General features: G+C 49.1%; 18 protein-coding genes and 1 pseudogene. 10 read left to right on the top strand and 9 right to left on the bottom strand.

What is annotated here, in order from left to right; genetic code table 11:
- Positions 1-102: 102 nt before the first annotated feature.
- Positions 103-558, bottom strand: a complete 456-nt coding sequence (locus tag BLO51_RS26075) for a hypothetical protein (RefSeq protein WP_090676531.1) — start codon at positions 556-558, stop codon at positions 103-105.
- A gap of 63 nt (positions 559-621) precedes the next feature.
- Positions 622-1,347 (bottom strand): RHS repeat domain-containing protein, encoded by a 726-nt coding sequence (locus BLO51_RS26070; protein ID WP_143006997.1) that lies wholly within the window; start codon positions 1,345-1,347, stop codon positions 622-624.
- A gap of 530 nt (positions 1,348-1,877) precedes the next feature.
- On the opposite strand from BLO51_RS26070, the gene BLO51_RS26065 reads away from it, so the two are divergent.
- The 5 genes from BLO51_RS26065 to BLO51_RS26045 are packed head-to-tail and all read left to right on the top strand — an operon-like array spanning position 1,878 to position 6,049.
- Entirely contained in the window at positions 1,878-2,459 is a 582-nt protein-coding gene (locus BLO51_RS26065) for a TetR/AcrR family transcriptional regulator (protein ID WP_090676526.1), read from the top strand.
- 41 nt (positions 2,460-2,500) lie between these two features.
- On the top strand, positions 2,501-3,361 hold the full coding sequence (locus tag BLO51_RS26060; protein WP_090676523.1) for a transporter substrate-binding domain-containing protein: 861 nt from the start codon (positions 2,501-2,503) through the stop codon (positions 3,359-3,361).
- Between the two features lie 27 nt (positions 3,362-3,388).
- Positions 3,389-4,033, top strand: a complete 645-nt coding sequence (locus BLO51_RS26055; protein ID WP_090676521.1) for an amino acid ABC transporter permease — start codon at positions 3,389-3,391, stop codon at positions 4,031-4,033.
- 15 nt (positions 4,034-4,048) lie between these two features.
- Positions 4,049-4,807: an amino acid ABC transporter ATP-binding protein gene (locus BLO51_RS26050; RefSeq protein WP_090676519.1), complete on the top strand. Its 759-nt coding sequence runs from the start codon at positions 4,049-4,051 to the stop codon at positions 4,805-4,807.
- Positions 4,808-4,834: 27 nt separating this feature from the next.
- Positions 4,835-6,049: a M24 family metallopeptidase gene (locus tag BLO51_RS26045; RefSeq protein ID WP_090676549.1), complete on the top strand. Its 1,215-nt coding sequence runs from the start codon at positions 4,835-4,837 to the stop codon at positions 6,047-6,049.
- A gap of 295 nt (positions 6,050-6,344) precedes the next feature.
- On the opposite strand, the gene BLO51_RS26040 is transcribed toward BLO51_RS26045, so the two are convergent.
- A complete protein-coding gene (locus BLO51_RS26040) occupies positions 6,345-7,358 on the bottom strand; it encodes a S66 family peptidase (protein WP_090676515.1) in 1,014 nt (337 codons plus the stop codon).
- 41 nt (positions 7,359-7,399) lie between these two features.
- Positions 7,400-7,549: a hypothetical protein gene (locus BLO51_RS29510; protein WP_167670341.1), complete on the bottom strand. Its 150-nt coding sequence runs from the start codon at positions 7,547-7,549 to the stop codon at positions 7,400-7,402.
- Between the two features lie 426 nt (positions 7,550-7,975).
- On the opposite strand from BLO51_RS29510, the gene BLO51_RS26035 reads away from it, so the two are divergent.
- Positions 7,976-9,184, top strand: coding sequence for an MFS transporter (locus BLO51_RS26035; protein WP_090676512.1), 1,209 nt, complete (start codon positions 7,976-7,978; stop codon positions 9,182-9,184).
- A gap of 95 nt (positions 9,185-9,279) precedes the next feature.
- Here the strand turns inward: BLO51_RS26035 and BLO51_RS26030 are convergent, their stop codons facing one another.
- The gene (locus BLO51_RS26030; RefSeq protein WP_090676510.1) at positions 9,280-9,735 is read right to left on the bottom strand and encodes an Lrp/AsnC family transcriptional regulator; all 456 of its coding nucleotides are present in this window, start codon (positions 9,733-9,735) and stop codon (positions 9,280-9,282) included.
- A 375-nt stretch (positions 9,736-10,110) separates the two neighbouring features.
- Positions 10,111-10,875, bottom strand: coding sequence for a hypothetical protein (locus BLO51_RS28895; RefSeq protein WP_143006996.1), 765 nt, complete (start codon positions 10,873-10,875; stop codon positions 10,111-10,113).
- A 293-nt stretch (positions 10,876-11,168) separates the two neighbouring features.
- Between BLO51_RS28895 and BLO51_RS29505 the strand changes: the two genes are divergently transcribed.
- A complete protein-coding gene (locus tag BLO51_RS29505; RefSeq protein ID WP_167670340.1) occupies positions 11,169-11,312 on the top strand; it encodes a hypothetical protein in 144 nt (47 codons plus the stop codon).
- Positions 11,313-11,337: 25 nt separating this feature from the next.
- Positions 11,338-11,577, top strand: coding sequence for a hypothetical protein (locus BLO51_RS26020; RefSeq protein WP_090676507.1), 240 nt, complete (start codon positions 11,338-11,340; stop codon positions 11,575-11,577).
- Positions 11,578-12,163: 586 nt separating this feature from the next.
- Here the strand turns inward: BLO51_RS26020 and BLO51_RS26015 are convergent.
- Positions 12,164-12,592 carry a hypothetical protein gene (locus BLO51_RS26015; protein ID WP_090676505.1) on the bottom strand — a complete coding sequence of 143 codons (429 nt, stop codon included), beginning with the start codon at positions 12,590-12,592 and terminating at the stop codon, positions 12,164-12,166.
- Between the two features lie 74 nt (positions 12,593-12,666).
- Entirely contained in the window at positions 12,667-13,779 is a 1,113-nt protein-coding gene (locus BLO51_RS26010) for a hypothetical protein (RefSeq protein ID WP_090676502.1), read from the bottom strand.
- Between the two features lie 253 nt (positions 13,780-14,032).
- Here BLO51_RS26010 and BLO51_RS26005 point away from each other — a divergent pair, with 253 nt between their 5' ends.
- Both BLO51_RS26005 and BLO51_RS29500 read left to right on the top strand, forming a co-directional pair.
- Positions 14,033-14,650, top strand: a complete 618-nt coding sequence (locus BLO51_RS26005; protein ID WP_090676499.1) for a hypothetical protein — start codon at positions 14,033-14,035, stop codon at positions 14,648-14,650.
- A 21-nt stretch (positions 14,651-14,671) separates the two neighbouring features.
- The gene (locus BLO51_RS29500; protein WP_167670339.1) at positions 14,672-14,824 is read left to right on the top strand and encodes a hypothetical protein; all 153 of its coding nucleotides are present in this window, start codon (positions 14,672-14,674) and stop codon (positions 14,822-14,824) included.
- Positions 14,825-14,937: 113 nt separating this feature from the next.
- Here the strand turns inward: BLO51_RS29500 and BLO51_RS26000 are convergent.
- Positions 14,938-15,280, bottom strand: a pseudogene (locus BLO51_RS26000) (IS4 family transposase); the annotation flags it as partial.

Raw genomic sequence — 15,280 nt, 5'->3', positions numbered from 1 at the left:
CCGGTTGGTTAACGCGATCCGCTGCTTGGCCGAGAACGTTAAACTCCCGGCAGCTTTCCGCTTCGTATAAGTAGCGACTTCGCCGACATCGTCATACCTGACTTAATCGATGATCCCGCCCGTTGTAATACTGCTGCTCTTCCCCGACGTATTCGTGACATCCAGACTGGCGCCCGGGTTCAACCACACTTTCTTTAAAGCGGGAGTCGAAGAACTAGCGATCTGGTAAGGAACTGAATTGCTGGACAAGGTAATTGACGAAGACGACGTATTCGTAAGTATGATCCGGTTCGTACCGGAAATGGAGTACGACGTCCCTTTGTCGGAACGCTTGTAGTCGGATACGGCTCCGTTGTCGAAATATCTGATGTAATCGTGCCCTCCGCTAACTTTAACTGACGCCATGATGGGACGGCTGTCAGGATAGGGGGTAATGACCACCGAAGAGCCGGAGGATAACACATAAGAAACCGGCTCGGCATAAGCTTCCTTCTCCCAATAAAGAAAGCTTGCAGCTAACAAAAATAAAGCGCAAACGATCCGTCCGATTGAAAACACAGGGTACCCTCCGCTATCAAATTAGAAAATGCTCCTATGATGCATGCAGACATCCGCTTTAGTCTAACGCGGTTCAAATCGAATGTGGTCCCAGCTTACTTGGCCGTTCCCGCCGGATTCCGAAAATACGAGCTCAAGCACAATCCGGGCGCTTACGGCTTGCGAAGGCGAATGTACGGCCTTATGAAACGAAATCCAACCTGAAGCGGGGGGATCGGCTACGACAGCCTTTGCCGTGTCTATAATCTTCCCGTCAGCATTCAGAAATTCCACGCCAGCCTCCATCCGGGCGTTTGTTAACGAATCGGCCTTAAATTGTCCTTGCAGCGAGAACCCCGTGTTCCCGTTCACGCGAATTTCTTGAGACAGACTCATACTTCCGGATTTGGCTGCCGTTCCGTTCATCGTCTGAATACGATTCACGGCGTAGACTTGTCCGTACACACTTGTCGTAACCACGTCGTAGCGGGCCTGAAGCCCGGGTGAAAAAGCGGCGCTCCAAGCTTCGCCAACTCCGCCGACGCCCACAGCCCCCTCAAAGTCACCGTTCACAAGCGCAGGCTGAGCTGCCGTAAAAGCTCTTGCCACAGGTGCGGAATGACCCTGCTCCACACTGGTAAGATTACCGGCTGCATCATAAGAATAATTCAAGGTTTCCCCGCTATCTGTCGTTGCCGTAATTAAACGGTTCAGCTCGTCGTACGTATACGAAGCGGCCATAACCGGAGTCGCCTGCAACCCAAGCGTCATCAATAAGCAAAACAAAACTGCCCGTAGTTTACCATTCACAGCCAAATCCTCCTTCTGATCCAAGCCTTAAGATAAATCACGCGAGCTATTTCCCGGTCCGTGTCTTGTCTGTGCGAGCATTGCCCCTTCTCCTCCTGTGCCAGCGTACCGCCTTCCATCGGTTACCATAAGATTTGTCGAAAAACCCTGCTATAACTTTACCTGCATATATAAGCAATTTATAGGCGGTCAGTATTATATTAACATCATCTCGAAATCCTAAATGCTACCAATCTCCTATTCTTACCATGGTAAATGCAAACTTGATCCCCCTTTTACCTTCCATATTGTAAAAAATATCCACAATCTGTACCTAATATATGGATAACTCCTCTTTCCTTGGGATATCTTAGTAACGACCTTCCTCCATTTTTCGACAAAATTCGCACATCGTTGCTTGACATGGGGCATTCTTTAAATTATAGTAATCCTATCGGAATTAACCTTAACTGACTCGTCAGTTAAGTGGAGAGGGGCGATGGAAGCTGCCTGCTTTACCGGAACAAGATCAGAACCGCCGTCAGCAGCTGATGGCCGCGGCACTGGACTTATTTGCCCGCAAAGGATATCACGGCACCAAAATTTCTGACGTGGTCAAAGCCTCGGGGGTGTCGCAAGGCACGTTCTACTGGCATTTTCACAGCAAAGAGCAGCTCGCGCTGGAGTTAATCGAAGGCGGCAAAGAGAGACTGATCCAAGTCATCGAGCAAGGCTACCGCAAGCACGCGGGCACGGTAGACGACATGGTGAACTCGTCCGCGCGGCTGCTTACGGATCTGTTCGCCTTCGCCGACCGGAACCGGGATCTGATGGCTCTGTTGCTTATGAAAGGCCAAGGCGCGGACCCGCCGGTACGGAAAGCCGTCTCGCAAACCTGGATTGCGTTCGAAGAAGCGTTCAAAAGCAACATTCAGCGGGCCATCGAGCTCGAGATGCTGCCGAGGGCGAACGATTTGTCGCTGCGGGCCAACATTCTCGTCTGTTTAATTACCGGCGTGCTGTCCAAATGGCTGTTCGGACCCATGCACGACGTCAATTTTCAATCCACGTATTCACCGGCGCAAATCGCCGAAGAAACCGCCAAGTTCGAATTCCGGGGCTTGCTCGGATAACCTATATCCCATCAACGAAAACCCATAAGGAGGCAACTGTTATGTCTATCAAACTAAGCAAATGGTTTAAATCCGCTTCGCTGCTGAGCGTTCTTGCGATCACGATCGCGGGCTGCGGAAGCAAGCCGGCTCCGACTCCGGATGCGAACGCCGGCAAGAAACCGGCCGAGACGACAACCGCCGCTAACTCGCTTGAGCAAATCAAGAAAGCCGGCAAAATCAGAGTCGGGCTCATGGGCACCTATGCCCCGTACAACTTCCTGAACGACAAGCACGAGATTGACGGCTTCGATGCGGACGTTGCCAAGGCAGTAGCCAAACGTCTGGGCGTTCAAGTCGAATTCATCACCGGCGAATTTTCCGGACTGATCGAAGGGCTGCAAAAGGATAAATACGACGCGCTGGTAAGCCAGGTCACGATCACCGAAGATCGTAAGAAAACGATGGACTTCTCGACACCTTACGTGAAAAACGCCGTGAACGTCATCGTTAAGAGCGACAACACCACGATCCAAAAGCTCGAAGACTTCAAAGGCAAAAAGATCGGCGTCGGGCTCGGCACGAACGACGAGAAATATTTGCGCGACGTCGCCATGCCAAAGGTCGGCACGTTCGAAATCGCTACGTATAACGATGTCATCACGTCGCTAAAGGACCTGAACGTCGGCCGCATCGACGCGACGATCAATAACGTATTCGCCATCAAGCCGTTGATCGAGAAAAACCAGTTCAAGGTCAAAGCGGTCGGAGATCCGATTAAAGAGGATTTTGCCGGTGTCGCCATCCGCAAGAACAACCCGGAGCTGCTCGACGCCATCAATAAAGCGCTGGCCGAGATGAAAACCGACGGCACGTTCAAAGAGATTTTCCAAAAATGGTTTGGCGTAGACCCGAACTTCTAATCAGCGCGGACCGGGAGGATGCACGGCATGGAACTGGTTTTACAGAACTTCCAATTTCTATTGACGGGCGCGTATTATACACTGCTGATCACGATCGTCTCGATGTTCTTCGGACTCATCATCGGGATGATCGTCGCCATCGCCCGTCTCAAAGGAAATTGGCTCATAAGTAATCTGGCCAAAGGTTACGTGTCCATCATTCGCGGAACCCCGATTCTGGTACAGATCTTCATTATCTATTACGGACTACCCGACTACGGGATTACGCTCGGGCCGCTCACAGCGGCCTTTATTTCACTTAGCATCAACATCGGCGCCTACTTGTCCGAGACGTTCCGCGGCGCGATTCTGTCCGTACCCAAAGGGCAGACCGAAGCAGCCCTGTCGCTGGGCTTGACCCCATGGCAGACGATGCGGCGGGTCGTGCTGCCGCAGGCGGCCCGCGTGGCGATCCCGCCGATGGGCAATACGTTTATCGGGATGCTGAAGGAGACATCACTCGTGTCCGTCGTTACCGTGACCGAGCTGCTGCGCTCCGCCCAATTGCTGATTGCGCAATATTATGTCGCCATGCCGTTTTATATCGCCATTGCTCTCATGTATTGGGTGATGAGCATGTTCTTTTCGTACATTTTAGACCGCATCGAATCTCGTTTGTCAAAAGCTTATTAAGGGCGTGTGATCTGCATGATCGAGGTAAACCAACTCGGCAAAAGCTTCGGCGATCTGGTCGTCTTCCGCGACATCAATCTACATATTCGCTCCCGTGAAATCGTGGTCTTGGTCGGCCCGAGCGGCTCCGGCAAAAGCACGCTGCTACGCTGCCTGAACGGGCTGGAGGAGCCTGACGCGGGATCGCTCCGGGTGGGCGATGCGGCATGGGACGCCTCCATGGACGCTGCAAGCAAGAAACAGGCGATCCGGCACATCCGCACATTAACCGGCATGGTGTTCCAGTCGTTCAATTTGTTCCCCCACATGACCGCCTTGGAGAACGTCATTATGGCTCCCACGATTGTTAAAAAGATGAGCCGGGCACAGGCCGTCGAAATCGGAGAATCGCTGCTCGCCAAGGTGGGATTGTTAAATAAGAAGAACGAATATCCTTCCCGGCTGTCCGGCGGCCAGCAGCAGCGGGTCGCGATTGCCCGGGCTCTTGCCATGCAGCCCCAGATGATGCTGTTCGATGAGCCAACATCCGCACTCGACCCCGAATTGACGGGCGAGGTGCTGTCCGTCATGAAAAAGCTTGCCGCAGAAGGCATGACGATGATCGTCGTCACCCATGAGATGAAGTTTGCGCGAGAAGCGGCGAACCGGGTTATTTTTATGAGCGACGGCAAAATTCAGGAAGAGGGCGCACCGGAGCAGTTTTTCGTCCAGCCGCAGACAGAGCGGGCCCGCAAGTTTTTGCGGCAAATCGAAGGCGCGCCGGAGACGGAATAACGAGGAAGATTGGAAGGAGTGGACATTGTGGTTCCGAGCAAAGCAGAGCATTTGAAGAACGTCGCGGAGCGTGCGCGGGCGATCATGGAGAAGGAAAATGTGGAAGCGCTCGTGGCGTCAAGCTGTGAAAATTTCTACTATCTGTCGGGTCACCCCAGCACGTTTATGTATACGCTGCGTATGAATGAAGTCGCGCTGGCCGTGATGTTCCGCGACCCGAGCCGCCGCACGGTGATCATCATGAACGAGTTTGAGGCCGCAGGCGTTCCGGCGGATTTGCCTGAGTGCGAGCTGCGCACGTACCCGACCTGGGTCGACGTCGACGATCCGCTCGGGCTGCGCGGCGGCAATTACGAGGGGCGACGGCCCGTAAACCATCAAGTGCAGGAAATGTTCGGGCTGCTCGGGCAGGTGCTGGCCGAACACGGAATTGGCGGCGGCAGGGTCGCCGTGGAACTGAACTCCATGCGGTATCCTGCCGTGAATGCGTTGCGCGAAGCCGTCCCGGGCTTGGAATTCACGGAAGCCGGAGCGATCCTGACCGAGCTGCGCGCGCTCAAGACGCCTTGGGAAATCGCGCAGCTGCGCAAGAGCTGCGAATACGCCGAAATCGGCATCGCCGAAACGATCAAGGGAATCCGGGCGGGCAGCTCGGCGGCGGAGATTGCCGACGCTTTCCGACTCGCGTTGCTGACGCATGCCGATGGCTCGTCCTCCCGCTTCCATATGATTTCGGTCGGAGCGCATTTTGCGCCTGCGCATATTTTCGATACGCGTCCGGGACAGCCGGGCGATCTGATCAAATTCGATGTCGGCGTCGATGTGGCCGGCTACGGCTCGGACATTGCACGCACGTTCGTGCTCGGCACGCCGTCGGATATGGTGAAGCGCATCTACAGCGCGCTGCGGGCCGGACACGACCGGCTGCTGGAGCTGATCGAGCCGGGGCTGCCGATGAAGCGCGCTTTTGACGAAGTGATGCCGTTGATCCGCCGCTCGGGCCTCCCGAATTACAACCGGGGCCATCTGGGGCACAGCGCGGGACTGAGTCTCGCGGCCGAGGAAGCCCCGTTCCTGAGCCCGTCGGAGGAAACCGTCTTCCGGCCCGGCATGGTCATCTGTCTGGAGACGCCGTACTACGGCTACGGTGTCGGCTCGATCATGATCGAGGACATGGTACTGGTGACGGACAACGGCTGCGAGCGGCTGAACAAACTGTCGCGGGATTTGATTTCGCTATAGATGGAAAAAGGTCAAAAAGACGCGTTTACGCTGTCTGAGCTTGTTGAGAAAGTGCGGCAATTGAGATAATAGAGGTTACGAGGGGGCGGGGTATCCACTTCCGACCGCTCTTGTCATCGGGAAATTTTGATTGGAAGCCGCTTGTCAGCGGATATTTCCCGAAGACAAAGGCGGCCGCTATCGCTTCTCCACTGGATACCCCGCCTCCGTATGCATCTCTATTTTTGTAAAAGTCCTCATTCTCAACAAGCTCCAGATACGTTCACGCTGTCCTTTTGACCTTTTTTTGCTTGGGCTATGGATGAAAGAATTGCTTTACCGTCCCTTTGCCGTCTTCGACCTCGATTTCGGCGTACGCTCCGTTGATGAACGTCATCTGCGGCGGTACATGGCCGCAATCGATATCGTAAACTATAGGGACCTGCAGCTCCTCGGCCAGCTCTCGATAAACGTCTTCAGCCGTGTAGCCTTCAACCGGACGATTCGCGCTGCTGCGGCCAAACATAATACCCGAACAATGCTCAAACCAGCCGGCCAGCTTCATTTGCACCAGCGACCTGCGTAAATCGGCTGTGGACAGCTCGCAGTTTTCCAAATACCAGACGATAGGGTCCTGATGAATAAAATGCTTCTGGAAATGCCGCACGTCGCCGAACGGGGTGCCAACCAAATGCCGGATGATATCGATGCAGCCGCCAAGCAAACGGCCTTGGATGTACGTTTTTGCTTCGGACACGGTTTTCCAATACGTAGGCTCCGTCAAATGGTAGATGCACGGCGAAGGGTCGGCGTGTGTCCACTCTTTTTGATACTTCGGCGAGGAATGCTGGAGAACGGATTCGCCTGATTTCGTCGATAAAACCGCTTGCCACATGGCGGTCGTCTCGTCAGAATATTCGCCTCGCAAATCGACCAGATTCGTTCCGTGAGCCGTCGCCATACCGGTTTTTAAAGTGATAGCCAACAGCAATACACTGACATCCGAATATCCCAGAATCCAATTGCCCAGCAACTGTTCAAAATCGATGTACTCCAGAATCTCAATCAGCAGCTCCCCGCCCCAGGGCGGAATGATCATATCGATCGCATCATTGTTCATCATGGCATTGAATTCATTCGCGCGGACTTGAGCCGACGAGGACTTGGCCTTCTCTTGCGTCCACACCGTTTCTCCGCAAACGATGCCAAAGCCTCTGCTCTGCATACGGCTGCACGAGAGCTTGAGCACATCATGCAGTTCCGGGCTCATCCCGGAGGACGGGGCGGTTACGCCAATCGTTGCTCCTTCTTTGAAAACCGGATAGTTCATCGCAAGTCCCCCCTCTTCCAATTTACATGATACTACCAAAACTATCTTTTCGGATCAACCGGGATTTCATCCGTTTTTTTATCCAACTCGGCTTGCGAACGGGCCTCGATCTGTTGCAAGGTCGTTTCCGCCGTGTCCTTACCTTTTAATAACTTCTCCATCTCCTCGTTAATAATCGAATCGAAGGTCATCAAAAAGCTCCTCATTCAAGGGAAGAATAACTTTTGAGAATATGGCTAATGCAGTTCAGCAACTGCTTATTCACCTTAGAGTAGAACGATTTATGTGTCTTGCACGATTTCGGTTGCCCGGCAGGTTATTTTTAGCGCTATGGGAGATTGATATTTCCAGAATGTTGACACTTGGGTTGAGAGCAGACGCATTAACGACCGTTTTCAACTCGTCTTTAGATGTGGGGGCTTAAGTGAAAATCAATTATTTTAAATTATAGGTATATGACGAAAATTGATTGATATTAAAATAAAAATGATAAATATTCAGTTAATCATGTATGTAAAACATCGAAATCATCCTGTAAACTATAAATTACTAAGCGGACATTCGCTTGGCATAGATCAACGGATCTAAAAATTATAGAGTTAGAGGTGCTATTAAATATGAACCGGAACATGGCTTCAGCCGCACAGAGTGCAGCGAGTAACGCTTCTTCTGACCGTCTTCCACGGGGCAAATTACTCGCTTTGGCGATGGCGGGGTTTATCTGTATCTTAACCGAAACGCTTCCTGCGGGTTTATTACCCCAGATTAGCGATGGACTTGGAATTTCGGAAGCTCTTGCTGGCCAGCTCATCAGCTTATATGCCCTTGGTTCCACCTTGGCCGCAATACCCTTAGTCACGGCTACACGCGGGTGGCGAAGACGGCCGTTGCTGCTGACGTGTCTCCTTGTTTTTCTTGTATTCAACACGATCACCAGCTTATCTTCCAACTATATACTGACATTAGCTGCCCGTTTCATCGCGGGCATGTCCGGCGGTGTTGTATGGGGAATAACCGCAGGCTATGCACGCCGCATGGTTCCTGAATCTTTGAGAGGACGGGCGCTGGCGCTGGCGATGACCGGTGCTCCGCTTGGGCTTCTGCTCGGTGTGCCTATCGGAACATTTATTGGGGGATTTGTAGGGTGGCGACTTGTTTTTGGGATCATATCTCTGCTGTCACTTCTGCTTATCGTTTGGGTGTCCAAGGGAGTACCGGATTTTCCAGGGCAAGCTGCCGAAAAGCGACTTCCCCTCCGCAAAGTGTTCATCCTACCTGGGGTACGATCCGTTCTCTTTGTCGTGTTGTTCTGGGTACTTGGGCATAGCGTCCTCTATACCTATATTGCGCCATTCCTTGCGCAGGCAGGGCTTTCTGGGCGAGTTGACTTGATACTGCTTCTATTCGGCATTACTTCCGTCGTTGGTATTTGGATGGTTGGTATGCTGATCGACCGTTGGTTGCGATTGCTCGTATTATTTAGCCTAGCCGGCTTCGCTGTGGCATCTGTACTGCTGGGTATCGGTAGCGATCAACCCGTTATCATCTATTTCAGCGTTGCATTGTGGGGGTTGACGTATGGGGGAGCCGGGACGTTACTTCAAACGGCGGTTGCAGATGCGGCTGGCGATAATGCCGATGTAGCTCAGTCGATGCTGGTAACGGGTTGGAACTTGGCCATCGGCGGCGGCGGTATAGTTGGTGGCATCCTCCTCGAAATACTTGGTATCAGCAACTTCCCTTGGGTACTGCTCCTCCTGCTACTGCTTTCTCTACTCATCACAGGGCGTGCCAAAGAGCATGGGTTTCGAATCATAAAACGCTGAAGCAGTATTCTATGAATAGATTCAGATTCAGTTCCCAATGAATCGCGATGTGAGAAATCCGGTTTGATTTCCGGATTTCTTTTCATATCTACATTCTAATTCTGATCTGCAAGCGAACTTTCATCTTCAGAAATGAAAAATTTATGCTCAATAGGAGATGACATCACAATTACAATCGTGTAAGATCCATATTTATCGCATTTTTTTACAAATTTCTCTAACGATTGAATGGAATCGGTAACGACTTTCAACATATAATTGTATTCCCCGCTTATACGATGACATTCGATCACTTCGGGAGAGGAACGGCAAAAATCAATAAACCCATCACAGTCTCTTGTATGAAACGGTACAAAGGCTGCGACATGTTTTCCGATTTTTTCGGGAGAAACAATCGTACGATACTGTTCGATTACTCCCTTCTCCTCCATCCGCTTTACTCTTTCCGTTACAGCTGGTTGTGACAAACCGACGCACTTGCCAAGCTCAGTCATGGAAATTCGCGCTTGATGCTGAAGGTGGTACAGAATATTTGTGTCAATGTGATCCATTGATAGAACCTCCTTTTAAAATTAAGGCTTCATGGTTGAACGAACTAATTTTCATTTGTGAAATAGTCATATTTTTTTGAATAGTATATGTCGTTTGAGGAGATTTATTATAATTATAAACAGACTGATCGGAATGAGTCAATGCTATGACTATTAATAAAAGATTCTAAAAAATGAACAGTAAGTCTGGAGGTCGGGTGGCTTTCCCTTGCCCACAATCTGCTCAGAAAGCCGCCGTGGACGCCAAAAACCAAGGAGCTAAGCGAGAACAGACCGCTTAGCTCCTTGGTTTTTTACGAATACCATCCTATTTTGTTGCTGAGGCTGTTCCAAAGTTTACTTTTGGGACAGCCTATCTTTTCCATAATATTCCTCTCAACCTTGGCTGTTAGTCGAATCTGCGGAAGGCGCAGCCGGACGTTGTCCAGGCTTACGGTCTACGAATTTGCCGATCGCTTCGTCCAAATTCGATTTGATTTGGCTGATGAGCTGGTCGCGGCTAATGCCTTTCTCCTGCGCGATTTCAGCCAGCGATTTGCCTGCTTTCATCGCGTCGGTGAGCTCCTGCTGGGTAATACCCAAAATCTTCGTCAGATTCTCGGGATTGCCCATCATCCCGAAAGCTCCTCTTTCGCCTTTTTCGCCGTGCTGACCTTGCGGCTTCGTCGCGGTCACGGCTTGCTTCAAGTGGTCTGCCAGACCGGATTTACGCTTGTCCGCTTGATTCTGCGTGATCTTGCCCGCGCTCACCGCATCATCAATCGCCTTCGTTTCGGTATCGGTCAGCTTTTGGATGAGGACATCTTCCGTCAAGCCCGCTTTTTCCTGCGCGACTTGCGCCAGCGTTTTGTTCTGCTTCAGCTCGTCCATCAGCGTTTTCTCATCCAGGTTAAGCAGCGTTGCCGTTTCTTTCAGAATGTTCACGCCGCCGCGGAAGCCTTGCTCTTCCCGACCGAAGCCTTTCTTGTCAAAGCCGCCCTTGCCGAACTTCCCGTGTCCGTGCTGCGCGCTATCTGCGTTTGTGCCGCTTTCCGTGCTAGTCGTTGCCGCATACGCTTGAGAGTAATACAATCCGGCTCCTCCGAGAAGAAAGCCTGCTGCAATAGTTCCTGCCATCAATTTTTTTCCGATTGTTTTCATGCGGTTTCATGTCTCCTTTGAATTGGAATTTGTGTTTCACTTACACTTCGAAGTATAGGAGCTGTACATTAATGGAACCTTAGTTTGGGCTGAGCGTTCGTTGAGCGGAAGCTGAATAAATGCTGAAAATGGAAAAAAATAAGCCGGATGCTGCCTCACAACGGGCAAGCATTAGCTTGTTTTGAATTTAGTTGCTGAGGAAGTTCCAGACCAAGTGCGCGACTTTCGCTCGCGGGCCCTCGGAATAAAATCGGCCGGCGAAAGCCATGATATCGGTAAAGGAGGGATTTCCCATGAATATTATGGACGGGATGGACGGGATGGACGCGGCCCGATACAATTCGGCGAACCCGGACGATAAGACCAAAGAAAAGAAAGCCGAGGAAGACCGCAAAGGAATGCCGGCCCAAGTGCTGAGAAACTTGAACAACAAGTGACCGCTAGAAGGAAAGGAAATGCGCCATGACCCCCGATCACAACAAAACGGCAGACGAAAGCGCAGGAGATATCCGAAGCCTGGAAGTCGATTCCGACGTCAATGACGATCCGAACCGCGAAGCTCTGCTTGACCAATCGTTTCAGAGCTATTACGAGAACATCAAGCGGCAGGTTCGGGCGAAAGAGGAAATAACCAGCGTCCCAGGAGAGTCCGTCTTCGACGCGGCGGTTGGGATGGACGAAGAGGCGGAGGAAGCACAATAAGCGCAGCAAACAAGAGAAAGCTTCATCTGACGGTGCCCGGCATCGTTAAATGAAGCTTTTGTGTATGCTTCCGGAGAATTTGTTGATACGCAGCCTCGACCTCAAGAGCACTCATCAAGTGGCATCGGCGGAAGCTACTGACAAAGTACTTGCCGGAGTACGCCCTGTCCACCCGTCTTCCCAAAGGGTTCGCCCTGATGCCGGAGCCGGTTGCCAAAACCAAACCCCTTCGAGTCAAGACCGAAGTAAATTTTTACAGCGATCCTGCGTATTTGCGAAGCGGCTTAATCCGGGGCATTCCCCTCATTCCCGCCCAACGGAAGGCGCGCTTACCTCAGCGTATCGGAAAGCTTCCAGCACATGGGATGTGTTCGGCACGTTGGTCATCATCATCCCGCTGATTGTGCTGTGCTTGATGCTGGTTAAGCCGTTCTGAGGAACGTCAACCAGCCATCACGCAATTAGCACAGGCATTATGAATTGAAAAAGTGAAGCTGGCTATTAGGAACACCATCAATCCCAGCATAATCCATAAAAACAAGCCTGGCTAACAAAGAAGGAGAGTACGTGCTCTTCTTCTTTGCATTCATGGTAGTTTAGGCCAATCCCTATCACTAGTGCTTTCATACTTTTCCATCACCCATGAGTCATTCTCTCGTTCCAAAATAATTGTATCTTGATATGCAACTTTCTTTTTATTTCGAATTGTATCGACCTTCATTTTTATTTGAAATCTATTGTTGACGACCTTTCTAACATTAATGGTCTTAAAACCTTGTATTTCACCATAATAAAATCTATAAAGAAGTAGTTGATTTGCATATTTATCAATCTTAATGTGCTTTGCAGCTTGATTCAATGAAGGGTCGGACATATATGCCGAATAAAACTCGTGTATAACTTGATTAACTTCATTTTCTTCCGAAGAATTTGGATCAGATTTAATAAAATAAACTAACGAAATTAATACGATAATCGAAAGAAGGATAACAAAAAAAACTTTCAACCTACTCACTAATTCACCTTCTAAATTAAGCTATTATGAATATATGCCGGAACAACATAATGTCCCAGCATATACATATTATATCAAAATGGCGCTGTTTGAATCCAAACCTTTTCATCACTTTGTGAAGTGTAATCAACTAAAATTCGATTTCTTGGGTATCCATAAAACTTACCCCAGTCTTGTGAGATACTCGGATTATACCTTTGACCTATTTTGACATTGCTCCAGTGAGCATATTTGAATACAGAACCCGAATTTAAGTCTTGATTTAATTGTGCAATGGATGTTATTCTTTTGACTTTCATGCCTTCTCCATTTGCATAAAAATCATATCTCCATGGAAGTTCTGCGGTTAAAGTAGAACCGACATAATAGCCTTGCCTATTATATCCGGCAGCAAAGAGAGCGACCGCATTATTTGCCCACACATAAAAATCAAGGGTTATATATTGTCCTCCTTGAAAGTTTTTTTCTGCTGGCAGAGTGACGTTGTTTGCACCTTTTATAGCCATCCCCCAAGTCTCATCCCAAGCATTTGGTCCTGATTCATAATTATAAGCGAGTCCAATATCAATGGAATCGCCGTCTTTATCTATTGCTCCAGTGTATGCCCATGCTTTTTCATTCCCATTGTTACTAATATATAAACCGTCCCCCTTCTTGGGTAACCATACATCAGCAACAAGTCTTGAATACCCTACGTTTGATAGCGCTCGCCTATAGGGACCTGTATTTACGTTCTCAGACTCGTCGTCTGGATGTTTCCAACCAGTAGATAATGATTCAATATTCACGGGTTTAATTGTATTTATATCCCTTATTCCCCAATCAGAGGCACTCATATTTAACTTACCGGTTGCATCAAGTTTTTCTTTATTACCTTCTTTGAATTTCTTTACGTTATCACTCTTGTTAGAAATGACGCTACCATCCCTATTAATATGAATTACATCTTGACGATGTTTTTCATCCAATTTAGACATAACAAGTTTAAGTTTCTGCTTATCCGCTTCTGAAATATCTTCGTCAAAGTAAGCCTCCAGCGAAGCAGACAGAGCAGAGTCGAGAGTGGTATCTGACAAAGCATCTATTATTTGATTAGAATCTTTTGAATCGACGGTAGACGCGGCAACAGGCAAGATACTAGAGGAAAAAAGTATCCCAGTTAACAATAGAGTGCTAAATCTTCTCATTTAAATACCTCCAATATTTATATTAAAATAACGTTTTCATTATATTACAATAATAACAAAATATATAAATATTATCAATTAATAAAAATATTGTAATAACAAAAACAACGCCGAAGCCATTTATAGCAAAAATGTGGAGATTTTCACATGAATTCAAATCCAAATATTACCAATATAAGGAACAAGTACTTACTAAATGGAAACACCTCCTCTCCAAGCATAACGAAACCACGGAAAAAAGGCGGTATGAACGATGGAATCTATGGACGAGAAAATACTCGAATGGAAGCAGCAGATCAAGGCAGGTGGAACCCCGCCTCCGGCCAAAGAAATGCTGTCGCAGGAAGAAGTGAGCGCGAGCATCATGGAAGGTGCGCTTCATATGAAATACGGAACGATGGAATTTGAAGAGATTTTCATCCCGGAGTACGCCCTATCTACCCGCCTTCCCAAAGGGTTCGCCCTGATGCCGGAGCCGGTTGCCAGAGCCAAATACCCCTTCGAGTCAAGACCGAAGTACATTTACAGCGATCCTGCGTATGATACCAGCCTAGGCTTTCAATACACCCCCCAGCCGCTGCAAGACGACGAAGTCGAAGCGGCCAAGGACGCTATGCTGGACATGATGACCAAATTTCAACCTTCCAACGTTTGGATCGATAACGGCGTCAAACAAGTGAACGATAAAACGATAGGTTACCTTCTCTTTCTCAGTCCCGCTTTGGACGGAAAGGTATTTAATCTCGTATATTTGACGGCATGGCGCGGCAAAGGACTCGTCTGCAATTTCAATTGCAGGGAACAGGAACGACGAATTTGGAAGCCGATTGCCATGGGCCTCATGGAATCGCTGAAAGAAATTCAGAAGTAACGGAAGGGAGTTCAGTACGAAATGAGTTCAAATCCTATTACATATGGCCAACTGGAAGTAACCCCCTACCAATTTAGCCGTCTGTCCGAGCTTCGGATCGAACAAAAACTCAATGAGCATGCCAGACTGACGTTAACGGGGATCGTTCCCGAGCAATTGCAAGACATTAGTTGAGTACGTAATTGACATTAATGGATTTGAGCGATATCCACACATTGAAGATGGTGGCTTAACAGAAGAAGAGATAAAAGAGCTTTTTGGGGTTGATAATGATTTAGATTAAGAACTCAAACTTCGCAGCTTGAAAAAGGCAGGTAAGCCTTGAGATAACTGGGCAAACCTGCGATCCATTGTTGGAGTTGACTTTTAATCATTTGGGAGAGTTTTTTGTTTGCCCTCGTTGTCACCTCATGAATCAAATCGATGAGTTGTTGCAAGGCTACGACCCAGTCCAAGGTGCTAACCTCATCGCATAACAAATAAAACAAACCGCCAAGTGTGCGCTGATCGGTGCTTTGCCGATGCTGCCATGCAAGCAGAATGTATCTGGAAAATACAATCGTCGTATGACTAACGAGTAAGTCATACGAGAGCCCTTGAAACTCCTTTTGCAAACGTAACAAGGATTTC

Source organism: Paenibacillus tianmuensis, from assembly GCF_900100345.1.
In the GTDB taxonomy this organism is placed as follows: domain Bacteria; phylum Bacillota; class Bacilli; order Paenibacillales; family NBRC-103111; genus Paenibacillus_G; species Paenibacillus_G tianmuensis.
This window is presented reverse-complemented; position numbering and strand designations above follow the sequence as displayed.